The sequence below is a fragment of the Bacillus sp. FSL R10-2780 genome (assembly GCF_038006125.1).
Lineage (GTDB): Bacteria > Bacillota > Bacilli > Bacillales > Bacillaceae_G > Bacillus_A > Bacillus_A cereus_U.
The window spans coordinates 787,730-801,140 of sequence record NZ_JBBOUQ010000001.1 but is presented as its reverse complement, the minus strand read 5'-3'; the positions used below and the strand labels follow the sequence as shown (position 1 = coordinate 801,140).

Sequence of the window (13,411 nt, the reverse complement as noted above, 5' to 3'; positions counted from 1 at the left end):
GTCATTTTTCCGAACTGACTAAATAAAAAAGTACCGAGAATAGATTATATTCTCGGTACTTTTATCATTATTTTGTTGTATATTTTCTAACAGCCGGCATAATTTCAGTAGCAATTAATTCAATATTTTTCTCAATCTTATCAAATGGTACACCGCCAAAATCAATTTGTGCCATAAAACGTTGCTGTCCAAATAATTCATATTGGTAAAGCATTTTTTCAATAATTTGTTGCGGGCTACCAATCATTAACGCGTCACGGTGGTCTACTGCATTAGTAAATTGTTGTTTCGGATACCCACCACCACGTAGTGCAAGCATACCAGCATTAATATGAGGATAATATTCATTAAGTGCATCTTGTGAATTTTCTGCTGTATAAAATAAACTTGTTGTCGCAATTGGTAATGTTGCTGGATCAAAACCACTTTGCTGAGCAGCTTCACGATATGCATCAACCGAAACTTTAAAATTAATAGCTGGGCCACCAAGTGTCGTAAGCATCATTGGTACACCTGCGTGCCCTGCCTTAATCGCACTAGCAGGTGGCCCTCCGACAGCACGCCAAATTGGCATATTGTTATTTTTAGCTCTCGGTATAATTGCCGCATGTTCAAGTGGCGTTCTAAACTGCCCTTTCCATGTTACACTTTCTTCTTTATTTATTTTTAATAAAAGATCCATCTTCTCTTCAAATAGTTCTTCATAATAATTTACATCGTAACCAAGTAAACTATATCCCCCAATACGAGATCCACGACCAGCAACGATTTCAGCACGACCATTAGAAATTAAATCAATTGTAGCAAAATCCTCATATACACGAACCGGATCTGACGTACTTAATACTGTTGCAGAACTCGCGATTTTAATATTTTTCGTAGCTTGTGCAATAGCTCCTAAAATAACTGTATGAGCTTGCGTTGTAAAATGCGCTTGATGACTTTCACCGACAGCAAACACATCAATTCCAGCTTCATCTGCTAACTTGGCTGTTTCAATTAGTTCATGAATTCTTTTTTCTGCACTTATTTTCGAACCATTATGCGGATTTAAAATATGATCTCCAATTGAATATAATCCAAATTCAATTCCTTTACTTGTATCAATACGGTATTTTTCCATAGTTGCTCTCTCCCTTTTAATCAAGTGGTATTAATTTCTCTTCAATCTCTTTTCTTCTCTCTTCTAAAAATGGTGGTAAATCCAGCTCTTTTCCTAATTCTTCAACTGCTGAATCTACTGTAAATCCTGGTCCATCCGTCGCAATCTCAAATAAAATGCCATTTGACTCACGGAAATATAAACTTTTAAAATAAAAGCGATCGATGATCCCTGTTGATTGGAACCCTTTATCTTTCACCGCTTCATTCCAATAACTCAGTTCTTCATCATTTTTTACACGAATAGCTAAATGATGAATACTTCCTTTTCCAGGTCTTTCACTCTCTCCCACTTGCTGTTTCACCAAAATTTCTCCAAAAGATTGACCAGCAATAGATTGATAAATCCCCTCATCGTCTGAACGAGATACTTCTTTATAACTAAACAAGCCTGTTAATGTTTTTGATAATTTATTTAAACTGCGCACTGTCATTTCAACTGTTCCCATACCTAAAATACGATGATTCTGCTCTACAGAAGATTCATCCCATGCAGTCCAATATTCAGGCACCTCTTCACCTTTATTATTTAACAGCACTAACCGTAGGCCATCTGGATCTTCAAAGTGCAGGGCGTCTCTTCCGGCGTAAGTTGTAATTTCCCCATGCGCCACCTGGAGCGACTCAAAACGTCTCTTCCAAAATGTAAGACTTTCTATTGAAGGTACGAGCAAGCCTATTTGTGTTATTGCATTTGTACCACGGATTGTTCTTCCTACATTCGGCATTTCAAAAAATGATAATTCAGTTCCAGCACTCCCTGTTAAATCGCCATAAAACAAATGATACATAAATGGATTATCTTGATTGACTGTCTTTTTCACTCGGCGTAATCCTAATACTTTTTGATAAAAATCATTATTTGTTTTCGCATTTTTTGTCACCATAGAAATGTGGTGATGCCCTGGAATTGTATACATAATATTTCCTCCTCTAACCATCACTTGATTAGTCAATTGATGGTGTAAAAAAAATTACTCATGTGGTAATTCTTTTTTTTCACTATGCTTATGAACTTTTGTCATTAACGCGTATAGTATTTTCTGTTCTTCCTCATCTAATACATCATCAAAAAAGGATGATTGGAATGCAAGTTGCTCTGGCAATGCTCCTTCTAATACTGCTTCACCCTTCTCAGTAAGGCTAATCATTTTCGTTTTCCAATCTTGTTTACGTACTATATACTCTTCTTTTTCAAGACGTGTTAACATTCTAGAAATACCACCTTGCGTCACAGTAACTTTTTCGGCTAACTCCATTTGTGTAAGGGGCTGATAAATCCGTATTTGCATAAGTACATCAAATTGAGCTGTCGTCAAATCAAAACGTTTCAAAAACTCATTTGACATCTGATTACTTTGGTTCGTAAACCGTATTAAACGTAACCAGATTAACGATCCTATCGTATTTTCACGCATGTTTCATCACTTCCTAGCGTTGATCTTACTATCACTTTACCACTCAAGTGATAGTAATGCAAGTAGAAATATGTTAAAAATACCTCCCGAAATCATTATTCTTAACTTTCCATTTCACTCATTGCTATATTTAAAGCTGCCACAGCTTTTCGCCAACCAACGTAAAAAGCCATATGTGTTATTAATGCAACTAATTCATTCTCCATCATCCCATTTTGTTTAGCTAGCTTCAGATGAAATGGTAATTGTTCTGTATTACCAAGACTGATTAGTACCGACAATGTACATAAGCTTCTTTCTCTTAATGTTAAAGTGGCATCCCGCCACACTTCTTCAAACAATATCTCTTCACTATAATGAGCAAATGCAGGTGCCATTTCTCTCATTTTCTTTTGAATATAAAATTCAATTGGTTCATTCATCATTTTACTCCCCCTTCCTCTTCACTAGTTGTGCCACCCCTTGACCAAATGACCAGTTTTCAGCAGCTGTCTCATTTAGTGTAATAAAAATATCAGCGCTACCGATGTTTGAACATTCAGATATTTCATGTGATATCGATTGATATAACTCTCTTTTCTGCTTTATCGTTCTTCCTGGTCCACATGTAATAGAAACATGCATTATGTTCTCTGTTCTCTTTTCTTCTTGCTCTAACAAATAATATGGATTATAAAAAAATTCGTTTAGTCGATAAGGTAAAAACATTTGAAAATAATCATTTTCAGGGATGTTAAAATGATCAATTAATGACAGATGAATACATTCACTTATCTTTTTCAACGTTTCTTTATTTAATATATTTTCAGGATAATAAACGTTTACAAAAGGCATATATTCTCATTCCTTTTTCTTATTTTGGCATTCAAGAAGATTTTATTGTGAAATGTGTAAAATCTCATATATTGTAACATTGTCCATTACATCTATTTCAGGCTTCTCATTATAAAAATTGAATTGACTATAACCCCATTTATCTGGATTATAAACTATTACATTACCTAAACACTTTTCTGTATTTTGTACATTTTCGTTCATTGTATTTAATTGAGTACCAATCAATGATTTACTTTGAGAGATACTTCCTTCACATTCAACAATATATCTACTTTTCTTAAAATCATCACTTAGATTAACAACTAAAGGAACACCTATATTTATTTGTTGCCATCCAAATGATTGTAAAATATTATCGTAATATCCTTCAAAGATAAATTTATTCATCCCTTCATGACTATTCCAAATATATAAAGGTGCATAACAATTATAGAAATTCCCATTCTTACCCGCCTCAGCAATTAAATAGGCTTTAAAATTCAGTTCTTGAAAACCATCTGTTTTATACCCATTAGCCTTTACCCTTTGCCTAATAATCTCCATGTCATAATCCTTTGGCAATATGACCTTATATTGCATTCCAATCATGTTTATCACTCACTTTCGATATTATATACATAATGATAAATCGATGTTGGATCGGTGTAAAATAGGTATAAATTATGCTTGCTATCATTTATAATGATACCGTATAAGGGGCTGAAATGAATGGAAATAAATGATCTTATCATATTTAAAACTGTAGCGAATGAGGGCTCTATTAGTAAAGCTGCTAAAGAGTTAGGTTATGTTCAACCAAATGTAACTGAGCGAATCAAAAAATTAGAACAAGAATTAGAAACAGCTTTACTACATAGAGATAACAAAGGGGTTTCACTGTTACCTTCAGGTGAAATTTTATTAGATTACACTAGCAAAATATTAACTTTATTAGAAGAAGCAAAAAATGAAATTAAAATGAGTTGTACATCTTATCGAATAGCGACGTCACAATCTATTTTAACTAATTATTTGAGTACGCGTATTAAAGAAAATTTCAGGAATTATCAAATATACATAGAAAGTAGTAGTCATTTGCAAAAACTGCTACAAAAGCAAAAAGTTGATATGGTCATAACTTATGAGGATTATCCTGACGCAGCGTTTAAAAAAGTATTCACCACTTCAATTTCTGTAGGCTTATTAAAAACGAAGGAACAGTGTACCATTGACTTTTCAAAAGAACTTTTCTTTGTTAGTAACGACAAAAAGTGCCCTTTTAGAAATATGACAATACAATTTCTAAAAGAAAACAATCTATCTCAGCATCAACTTCAACAGTTAGATTCTTATTCGCTTATTGAAGAATTCATCGCTGAGGGGAACGGGATAGCCTTTTTACCGATTAGAAATGATAAATTAGCACCAATTGAAGATATGCCAATAGAAAACCTATCTATTAATTTTTTTACGCATCGAGAATTAGAAAAAAAGATTCCCATTGAACTATTCAATTAAAACAATTGACTTTTTTAAAAATATCAATTTCATGAATTACATAAGCCAGACTTCTCTTTCTAGAAATGAAAAATCCCTCCTTTAACTTATCTAAAGGAGGGGGTTTCATACTATAACTTCACTTAAAACCTTTTCCACCCATTTTTTACATGTTCTGTTCCACCCCTGCACTCTTCTCCTTCTTACCCCTTTTAAAATTCTTCAACTTCTTAATCGTTCCAACTAATCCTTTTGGAAAAACTAGTAGCACGATAATATATAATAAACCAAGTATAATCGTCCATCTTTCAAAAATCGGATACTCCGTCGCTAGTTCTGATAAATAGTATTTCAGTGATTCAATAATCCCAGCTCCAGCGATTGCTCCGATTAACGTTCCTACTCCCCCGATCATTGTCATCAATAATGCGTTTAGCGTCATTTCAATTGAAAATACCGTCGTATTTACAAAACGCAATGTGATAACGAATAAACCACCGCTAATTGCCGCTACTACTCCTGCCACTACACTTGCGATAATTTTATAATGGAGAACTTTATATCCAAGCGCTTCAACACGTTGTTCATTTTGTGAAATTGCATTTAATACTTTTCCAATAGAAGACTTTGTGAAAAGACGTAACAAAATGAAGATGCTGATTAAACATATAAGTGTTACGTAATAATACGTAAAACGATCACGGAATATATCTGGTACACGAAATGTAAATCCATCTCCTCCGTGAGTCAGCGAACGCCATTTTTCAGCAAGTACAAAAAACAGCTGAGAAATAGCGAGCGTTAACATTGCATAAAAATGACTTTTCAAACGTAATGAAAGCATACCGATTATATAACTAACGATAGCTGATACAATAATAGCGGCTGCTATTCCTATAAAAAAGTTCACTATAGACACCCCTTGCCGATCAAATAAGAGTGCCACACCATACGCCCCTATTCCAAAGAACATACAATGACCGAATGAAACAATACCCGTATATCCAAGGAGAACATCAAAACTCATAGCGAAAATAGCAAAGATGAAAATTTGAGTGAACAAAATTAACAAGCTCCGTGAATCATTTACGAATGGAAATACACTTAAACAAATGAGCATAAAAACTCCGAAGTATACTTTAATTCGACCCGATATGCTGTTCACCATGTCACCCCTTTTCACCAACGAGTCCCGTCGGCTTCACTATTAAGAAAAATAGTAACATTAACATATTAATTGCAAGAGATAAATCTGGTATAAAATACGCTGTAAAAGCACCGGCTAATCCGACGATTAAAGAAGCTAGAGCTGAACCTTGTACACTACCTAACCCTCCAATTATTACTACTATAAAAGCTAAAATCGCATACTGCATGCCCATCTCGGCGAAAATAACGCCTGAATATGGTGCAAGTAGGAAACCACCTAATGCTGCCATTCCTGCTCCTAATAAAAAGACAAATGAGAATATCGCTTTTACGTTAATACCGAGAGCTTGAACCATCTCTTTATCCATTACACCCGCGCGAATCATAAGTCCTATCTTTGTTTTTTTCAGCAATAATAGTAAAGCGATGTAAATTAGTATCCCAACTAAAATAACGAATAGGCGATATTTTATTAAGATAACTCCTCCAAATGTAAAACTTCCTTGAAGCCATAACGGTAATTTTGCAGCAATTGGATTAGGACCCCAAAATATTTTGATGCACTCGCTAAGAACGAGCATTCCTCCGAGTGTAACGAGAAGCTGCCGAACATGGTTTCCATACACTGGTCTAATAAGAAATCTTTCTAAAATGAAACCAAGAAACATACCCATAGCGACTGCGCCAATTAGCGCTAATAAATAACTATCTGTCATATTAAATAACCAAACGCCTGTAAATGCTCCCCATGCAAACAAACCACCATGCGCAAAATTTAGTACGCTCATTAAACCGAAAATAAGTGATAGACCAGACGCTAATAAAAAAATAAGCATCCCTGTCGAAACGCCGTTTACAAATAAGTTAATTAGCACATCCACATTCTATCCCCCCGTATCAATGTTAAGAAATACCTAAATATTTATGACATGTTTCCTTATCCTCTCGCAGTTCCTCCATGAAACCGTTATGCACAATACGCCCATTATCCATAATGTAAAAATAATCACCGATTTGACTAGCCATCATAAAATTTTGTTCAACAAGTAAAACAGTCGTTTTTTCCTTCATTTTCAAAATAGCTACCATTAATTTTTCTATCATTATTGGAGATAGTCCTTTACTCGGCTCATCAATAAGCAATAGTCCATCACTATTAATAAATGCTCTTGAAATTGCCAACATTTGCTTTTGTCCCCCACTTAATAGTCCACTTTTTTTATACCAAAATTGCTTTAAATCTGGAAATAGTTCGAGCATCCATTCTATCTTCTCTTCAGCTTCTTCCCCATTTTTTCCCCTAGCAAGTGCGAATGTCTCTTCTACTGTTAAATCATGAAAAATACCTTGATTTTCTGGTACATAACCTATACCTTTTCTTGAAATTAAATGTGTAGATAATCCATTTACTTTTGTGTTATCATAATAAACTTCTCCATTTGCTATCCGGTGAAATCCCATAACTGAGCGCAATGTTGTTGTTTTTCCAGCACCATTTCTTCCAAACAATACTGTAATCGTTCCCTTCTCAACCGAAAGGGACACTCCTTGTAAAATATGAAACTGATCTAAATACGTCTCTATATTATTCACTTGTAGTAGTGCCACTATATAATCCCCCTAAATAAGCACTTTGTACTCGCTCGTCTTTCATCATTTCTTCCGGCAATCCTTCAGCCAATAACTCGCCATGAAATAAAACGATAAGATGATCTGATAAATCTAGCACCATATCCATTTTGTGTTCGATAAGTACGATTGTGCTCTCAGGATTCTTTTTAATATTTTCGATTACTTGTAATATAGCCGGAACTTCCTCAACTGAAATACCTGCTGTCGGCTCATCTAGTAGTAATACATCTGTCTTTAATGCTAACAACATAGCAAGCTCTAACTTTCTTTTTTCTCCGTGAGCTAAGTCTTTAGCTAATACGTCCCCTTTCTCGTGAAGGAGTACTGTCTTCAAAAGACGTCTCGCTTCTCCAGTTTGCTGCTTTAACTTGGCTGCATTCGGAAAGAAACTGTAATAATCCTGAACAAACGATTGAACACCTAGACGCACATTTTCAAGTACTGTTAGCTCTGGAAAAATATTTGTCAACTGAAAAGAACGACCAATCCCCAAACGCGTTCGATCTGAAATTGATAATTTTGTAATATCCTGCCCTTTAAAATAAACTTCACCTTTCGTCGGAGAAATTTGCCCACTTAGTAAATTGAATAGTGTTGTCTTTCCAGCACCATTCGGTCCAATAATTGAAATGAGCTTTCCTTTTTGTACCGTTAAATTAACATCCTTAATAACATGATGATCCCCAAAAGATACACAAAGATTTTTCGTCTCTAACAAATGTGTCATGAAATCCCTCCCACTGAAAACCATGTTTATGAAAGAAATAAGTATAAAGAGGGTATCCCCTCTTTATACAAAAACAACAGAAAATTCAGTCTATTTATTTTGAACAGACGGTTCTGTTTCTTTCATTGTTAATTCTCGTTCTAACACTGGTACTGGATAATCAACACCCTCTTGCTTTTTCAGCGTTATAGAATAAAGAGCTTGTAATGCTTGATGATCCTTCTCTCTAAATTTCATCTTTCCTTTCGGTGTCTCAAATTCCATCCCTTCCATTTTCTTAATAAGTGTATCTACATCTGTATCGCCCTTCGTTTTCTTTACAGCTTCGACGATAGAAATTGCTGCTGACATTCCTCCTGCTGTAAATAAATCTGGAACAGCACCATTAAATCGTTTTTTATGTTCTTCTACTAACCAATCGTTCACCTTATTCTTTGGAAGTGAGTGATAATAAACGGAAAACCCTTGCATCCCTATTAGCGCATCCATCGTTTTTAATGCTGGTATATCAGGTGCACCAGTAGAAATTTTAATACCTTGCGCTTCTACATTCATATCTTTCAACTGTTTCCATGGTGAATTCGCACCTGCCCAAACGATAAATAGATAATCTGGTTTTGAGCTAATAATATTTTGAATATTCGCAGTGAAATCAGTTGCATTCGTATCCGCGTATTGCTCGTTTACAATATTTGCACCTAATTTCTTCGCTCCAGCTTTAAATGCAGCAATCCCCTCACGACCGTAAGCATTATCTTGTGCTAGCGTTGCTATTTTCACATCTTTTTTAGCAATTGCCGCAGCACCAGCGATTGCATCTTGAGATGAATTTCTACCAGTCCTAAAAATATATTTATTCCAGTTCTTCCCGGTAATACTATCAGCAACAGCTGGTTCTACAACCATTATTTTTTCATATTCTTCAGCTAGTGGTAAAACCGCTAATGTATCACTTGAACTAGATGATCCGACTAAAAAGTCAACTTTCTCCTCTTCTAATAACTTTGTAGCTTTTTTAACTGCTACATCTGCTTTCGTTTCTGTATCTTCTACAACAAACTTAATCTTCTTTCCTTCTACTTTCCCTGTTCCACCAGTTGCATAGTCTAACCCTAATTCAAATCCATTTACCGTTTGTTTTCCATATGATTCTAATGGACCTGTTAACGAAGCAAGAACCCCTACCTTAATCGTTTTTTCATCTTCTGTACTTGTCTTCTTTCCTGAACAAGCTGCCGTTACTAACAATGAACCTAAAACACAACCAGTCAACATCATTTTGAGCCATTTACGTTTTTTCATCGACATCGTGATTCCCCCCATACTTTACTTTCTGATAGAATCAAACACGCCAAAGTACCCCATCTGTAATTATGACTTTTTCTTTAAACAAAAATAAACCAGGTTGTTAATATTAATGTATTTTCTCCGATTTCCATTGAATACCTTTACAATTTGATATAAATATTTAATTCCTATATATACAAGCATTCCCACACTATTAAACTTCTATCCTTTCTAACAAGTATTTTGAGTCTCCAGTATTAATTTGCTTTCTTAAAAAATTGAATTCTTTGGAGTAAACCATCTGTAATTATTATATTTCCTTGGCTATCTACATCTATTCCTTGTGGTGAGAAAAACTGCCCTGACATACCATTAAAACTTCCAAAAGACTCTAAAAAGATTCCATTTTCATTATAAATATTCACACGATTATTAGAAGTATCTGTGACATAAACCGTATTATTTATATCAATTTCAATTCCTATTGGCAAAAAGAGATCTCCTGGACCCTCTCTCCAATTTTCTAGTGGATCTAAGTTTCCTGCCCCATGATTTGTACCCCATTTAGTAAGAAATTTACCATCGTTATCAAATTTTTGAATCCTATTATTGATCCGATCAACAACATAAACATTATCTTTTGCATCCCTTGCCATTGCCACAGGCGTCCTTAATAACTTAGAAGTATCTAGCTCACTCCCCCATGATTTCACATATTTTACAGCTGAGGCACTTCCTACAGAAGTAAACATTCCTAGACTCACAGTAACAATGAAAAAACAACATATAATTTTTTTTATAAAATCCATGCTTACTACCACCTAATCACAGTAGCTGCCCAAGTATACCCAGTACCTGCACTAACCGCTACTGCAATATCTCCAGGCTGTAATTTCCCTTGTTCATTTGCAATGTGAAGACCGATACACGGATCAAGCGCTGACATATGCCCATGATGATCTAAATATACAACTTGTTCTTCTACTAATCCCAATCCTTGTAACAATTCTATTAACATAGAACGTTTTGTATGCAGTGGTAATAATACTTTAATATCTTTGGGAGTTAATCCACTTTTTCTTAACGCCTCCCGAATAACCTTTTCAAAATTAGGAGTTGAAACCAGATCTAAACGTTCTTTCATACTAATAGGATCTATTACATCGATATAATGTTGTCGATTCTCAACCGTATCATAGCTAGCAATTTGTTTCGATCCACCTGCTGGAATACGTACATCTTCATGAAATGAACCATCCGTTATAATAGCACTTCCTAATATTTCACCGTTGCTAGCGCCTTTTTTTACTAAGGCTGCACTTCCGCCATCAGCGAAATTAAACATGAAACGTGAGCGTGGATTATCATAATCTACAATTTGAGATTCTTTACATCCACCTACTAATAATATGTTTTCAATTGATTTATCAGAGTAGAGCATATCTTTTGCGACTTTGAGAGCAATTGGAAAGCAAGAACTAACATTCATAATTTCAAAAGCATAAGCATTCTTCAATCCAAGTTCATGCTGAATTTTTGGGGCACTAGACCATACGTGGTAATCTTTATGTGGACTGCCAAAATAAATGACTACATCAATAGATTGAGGATTAACTTGTAGTAATATTGGCTTTGCAGCAGCAATAGCTAAATCTGATGCATGCATCGTTTCGTCTGCGACATGCTTTTCATATAGCCCAAATTTTTCTATAATAATATTCTCAGGGATACCTGTTTTTTTAGATAGGTCTGCAGCTGTCTCTACGCCTTTTGGGAAGAATACTCCTGTCGCTTCAATCCCGATATTCATTAGACTACTCCTCCTTCTTTTGGCACCATCATAGTAGCTACACCTGTTAAAACTAAATCTCCTTTTTGATTATGACACTCTGTTAACAATTTTATTACTCTCTTTTCGATAATAAACTCTTGTACTGTAGCCGTAGCTGTAATCGTATCTCCTATAAAAACTGGTGTTGTAAATTTAATAGTTTGTTCCATATAAACAGAACCCTTTCCTGGCAAATGTACTCCTAACAATTGTGATAATAGACTAGAAGTTAATAAACCATGTGCTATTCTTTGATTAAATCTAGTTTGTTTCGCATACTCATGATCAATATGGATTGGGTTAAAATCCCCACTTAAACCTGCAAATAGTACAAAATCTGTTTCTGTTATTGTTTTACTACAAGATGCTTGTTGCCCAGCGCTATATTTGGTCATCCCTTCACCTACTTTTCAATTGATTAGCTAACTGTACTTTTTGAATTTTACCAGTTGCATTTTTAGGTAATTCCTCTAGAAATACAATTTCTTTTGGAATTTTATATTTTGCTAGAAATAGAAGACAATGTTCAATTACTTCTTTTTCAGTTAATACACTGCTACTCTTTTTCACAACAAAAGCGATTGGTATCTCTCCCCACTGTAAATGTTGTGTACCAACGACCGCTACCTCACATACATCCGAAAGCCTATTAATGACTTGTTCTACTTCAAGTGGATAAATATTTTCACCACCTGAAATTATCATTTCTTTTTTTCTACCGACAATGTATACAAAACCATCTTCATCAACTTTAGCTAAATCACCAGTATGTAACCAACCACCTTGAATAGTTTCTTCTGTTGCATCTGGCCGATTCCAATACTCTTTCATTACATTTGGCCCTCTTATAATTAACTCTCCAACTTCACCAACTTCAACTTTATTTTTATTTCCATCGATAAGTACATAATCACAAAATAGAACAGGTTTTCCAATTGAGCCTACTTTACGTCTTGCATCTTCTTCTGAAAGCATGAATACTGTTGGTGATGTTTCAGTCATACCAAAACCTTGACCGAATAAAAATCCTCTATCTATAAATTCTCTTATCAACTCTTCTGGACACGGAGCACCGCCATTATAAAACCAACGTACTGATTGTAAATTCGTACTTTCAAACTTTGAACAATTAATTAATGCTTGATGAATTGTAGGCACTCCCATCACTACAGTCACTTTATGTTTTTCTATCATGGAAAGCGCTGTGATTGGCTCAAATTTTCTTGGAATAATGATTATTCCACCTGCAAATAAAGTTGGGAATGCGAATAAACCAATCCCACCAATATGAAATAAAGGCAATAATACAATGGAGCGATCATGAATAGTTAGGTCAATCGCAAATGTATTATTGAGCGCATTCCAAAACATATTTTTTTGTGTAAGTACAGCTCCTTTCGGTGTTCCTGTTGTTCCCGAAGTGTAACATATAATAAAGGATGCGTTTTCATTTATATCCTCAAAATAGTGGTTGTTTCTATTTTCTATTCGCTTTAAATTTTTTATCGAAAGAACTCTTTGTACATATGATTCCTTCTCCATTGAAAGTGCCATATTTTGAAATGTTTCCTCTACAAATAAAACCGTGGTTCCACTATCTTTCAACTGAAATATAAGTTCATTTTCTGTTAACCTTATATTCAGTGGAACAGCAATGCATTCTACTTTCGCTATAGCAAATAAAAGGACAATATATTCCAAGCTGTTTTGTGATAAAATAGCTACCCTTGCTCCTTTTTTCATATTTAAATCGCAAATTAAATATGCTGCTACTTTACTCACATACTCATGTAACTGTTTATATGTTATTTCCTCCTCTTCCGTAATAACGGCAATGCGATCTGGATGTAAATATGCTCGTTTTTCAATCCAATAAGCAATGCCTTCCATATT

At 34.8% G+C, this 13,411-nt stretch carries 15 protein-coding genes and 1 pseudogene; 1 reads left to right on the top strand and 15 read right to left on the bottom strand.

The features are described from left to right. Positions 1–67 precede the first annotated feature (67 nt). The 6 genes from NSQ47_RS04205 to NSQ47_RS04180 all read right to left on the bottom strand — a co-directional run bounded on the left by NSQ47_RS04205 (position 68) and on the right by NSQ47_RS04180 (position 4,004). Positions 68–1,123, bottom strand: coding sequence for an LLM class flavin-dependent oxidoreductase (locus NSQ47_RS04205; protein WP_088078350.1), 1,056 nt, complete (start codon positions 1,121–1,123; stop codon positions 68–70). Positions 1,124–1,139: 16 nt separating this feature from the next. After that, complete coding sequence (locus NSQ47_RS04200; protein ID WP_341036206.1) at positions 1,140–2,081, bottom strand: ring-cleaving dioxygenase; 942 nt, start codon at positions 2,079–2,081, stop codon at positions 1,140–1,142. A gap of 54 nt (positions 2,082–2,135) precedes the next feature. Then, the gene (locus NSQ47_RS04195) at positions 2,136–2,579 is read right to left on the bottom strand and encodes a MarR family winged helix-turn-helix transcriptional regulator (protein WP_002158279.1); all 444 of its coding nucleotides are present in this window, start codon (positions 2,577–2,579) and stop codon (positions 2,136–2,138) included. A gap of 101 nt (positions 2,580–2,680) precedes the next feature. Further along, on the bottom strand, positions 2,681–3,004 hold the full coding sequence (locus tag NSQ47_RS04190; RefSeq protein WP_341036204.1) for a carboxymuconolactone decarboxylase family protein: 324 nt from the start codon (positions 3,002–3,004) through the stop codon (positions 2,681–2,683). A 1-nt stretch (position 3,005) separates the two neighbouring features. After that, entirely contained in the window at positions 3,006–3,413 is a 408-nt protein-coding gene (locus tag NSQ47_RS04185) for a tautomerase family protein (protein ID WP_341036203.1), read from the bottom strand. Between the two features lie 42 nt (positions 3,414–3,455). Next, positions 3,456–4,004 carry a DUF4865 family protein gene (locus NSQ47_RS04180; protein ID WP_341036202.1) on the bottom strand — a complete coding sequence of 183 codons (549 nt, stop codon included), beginning with the start codon at positions 4,002–4,004 and terminating at the stop codon, positions 3,456–3,458. Between the two features lie 120 nt (positions 4,005–4,124). Here NSQ47_RS04180 and NSQ47_RS04175 point away from each other — a divergent pair, with 120 nt between their 5' ends. Continuing rightward, complete coding sequence (locus NSQ47_RS04175; protein ID WP_002158283.1) at positions 4,125–4,913, top strand: LysR family transcriptional regulator; 789 nt, start codon at positions 4,125–4,127, stop codon at positions 4,911–4,913. 145 nt (positions 4,914–5,058) lie between these two features. On the opposite strand, the gene NSQ47_RS04170 is transcribed toward NSQ47_RS04175, so the two are convergent. The 9 genes and pseudogenes from NSQ47_RS04170 to NSQ47_RS04130 form a co-directional block, all read right to left on the bottom strand. Next, on the bottom strand, positions 5,059–6,012 hold the full coding sequence (locus NSQ47_RS04170) for a branched-chain amino acid ABC transporter permease (RefSeq protein WP_002158284.1): 954 nt from the start codon (positions 6,010–6,012) through the stop codon (positions 5,059–5,061). Between the two features lie 49 nt (positions 6,013–6,061). Then, complete coding sequence (locus tag NSQ47_RS04165) at positions 6,062–6,922, bottom strand: branched-chain amino acid ABC transporter permease (RefSeq protein WP_002158285.1); 861 nt, start codon at positions 6,920–6,922, stop codon at positions 6,062–6,064. A gap of 22 nt (positions 6,923–6,944) precedes the next feature. Then, the gene (locus NSQ47_RS04160) at positions 6,945–7,649 is read right to left on the bottom strand and encodes a branched-chain amino acid ABC transporter ATP-binding protein (protein ID WP_002200863.1); all 705 of its coding nucleotides are present in this window, start codon (positions 7,647–7,649) and stop codon (positions 6,945–6,947) included. Then, a complete protein-coding gene (locus NSQ47_RS04155) occupies positions 7,627–8,400 on the bottom strand; it encodes an ABC transporter ATP-binding protein (RefSeq protein ID WP_131231277.1) in 774 nt (257 codons plus the stop codon). Before NSQ47_RS04155 ends, NSQ47_RS04160 begins: the two co-directional genes overlap by 23 nt. A gap of 90 nt (positions 8,401–8,490) precedes the next feature. Next, a complete protein-coding gene (locus NSQ47_RS04150) occupies positions 8,491–9,708 on the bottom strand; it encodes a substrate-binding domain-containing protein (protein WP_341036200.1) in 1,218 nt (405 codons plus the stop codon). A 236-nt stretch (positions 9,709–9,944) separates the two neighbouring features. Beyond that, positions 9,945–10,340, bottom strand: a pseudogene (locus NSQ47_RS04145) (cell surface protein); the annotation flags it as partial. A gap of 161 nt (positions 10,341–10,501) precedes the next feature. Beyond that, the gene (locus NSQ47_RS04140; RefSeq protein ID WP_002158289.1) at positions 10,502–11,497 is read right to left on the bottom strand and encodes a 3-oxoacyl-ACP synthase; all 996 of its coding nucleotides are present in this window, start codon (positions 11,495–11,497) and stop codon (positions 10,502–10,504) included. Beyond that, positions 11,497–11,913, bottom strand: a complete 417-nt coding sequence (locus tag NSQ47_RS04135; protein ID WP_002158290.1) for a MaoC family dehydratase — start codon at positions 11,911–11,913, stop codon at positions 11,497–11,499. The genes NSQ47_RS04140 and NSQ47_RS04135 overlap by 1 nt, the downstream gene beginning before the upstream one ends. Before the next feature lie 4 nt (positions 11,914–11,917). Next, on the bottom strand, positions 11,918–13,408 hold the full coding sequence (locus tag NSQ47_RS04130; RefSeq protein WP_341036199.1) for an o-succinylbenzoate--CoA ligase: 1,491 nt from the start codon (positions 13,406–13,408) through the stop codon (positions 11,918–11,920). Positions 13,409–13,411: the final 3 nt, after the last annotated feature.

Coding starts and splice junctions, on each gene's coding strand:
- NSQ47_RS04205 (WP_088078350.1), bottom strand. CDS start 1,123: ATGGAAAAATACCGTATTGATACAAGTAAAGGAATTGAATTTGGATTA.
- NSQ47_RS04150 (WP_341036200.1), bottom strand. CDS start 9,708: ATGTCGATGAAAAAACGTAAATGGCTCAAAATGATGTTGACTGGTTGT.
- NSQ47_RS04185 (WP_341036203.1), bottom strand. CDS start 3,413: ATGCCTTTTGTAAACGTTTATTATCCTGAAAATATATTAAATAAAGAA.
- NSQ47_RS04135 (WP_002158290.1), bottom strand. CDS start 11,913: ATGACCAAATATAGCGCTGGGCAACAAGCATCTTGTAGTAAAACAATA.
- NSQ47_RS04190 (WP_341036204.1), bottom strand. CDS start 3,004: ATGATGAATGAACCAATTGAATTTTATATTCAAAAGAAAATGAGAGAA.
- NSQ47_RS04130 (WP_341036199.1), bottom strand. CDS start 13,408: ATGGAAGGCATTGCTTATTGGATTGAAAAACGAGCATATTTACATCCA.
- NSQ47_RS04195 (WP_002158279.1), bottom strand. CDS start 2,579: ATGCGTGAAAATACGATAGGATCGTTAATCTGGTTACGTTTAATACGG.
- NSQ47_RS04200 (WP_341036206.1), bottom strand. CDS start 2,081: ATGTATACAATTCCAGGGCATCACCACATTTCTATGGTGACAAAAAAT.
- NSQ47_RS04175 (WP_002158283.1), top strand. CDS start 4,125: ATGGAAATAAATGATCTTATCATATTTAAAACTGTAGCGAATGAGGGC.
- NSQ47_RS04180 (WP_341036202.1), bottom strand. CDS start 4,004: ATGATTGGAATGCAATATAAGGTCATATTGCCAAAGGATTATGACATG.
- NSQ47_RS04140 (WP_002158289.1), bottom strand. CDS start 11,497: ATGAATATCGGGATTGAAGCGACAGGAGTATTCTTCCCAAAAGGCGTA.
- NSQ47_RS04170 (WP_002158284.1), bottom strand. CDS start 6,012: ATGCTCATTTGTTTAAGTGTATTTCCATTCGTAAATGATTCACGGAGC.
- NSQ47_RS04155 (WP_131231277.1), bottom strand. CDS start 8,400: ATGACACATTTGTTAGAGACGAAAAATCTTTGTGTATCTTTTGGGGAT.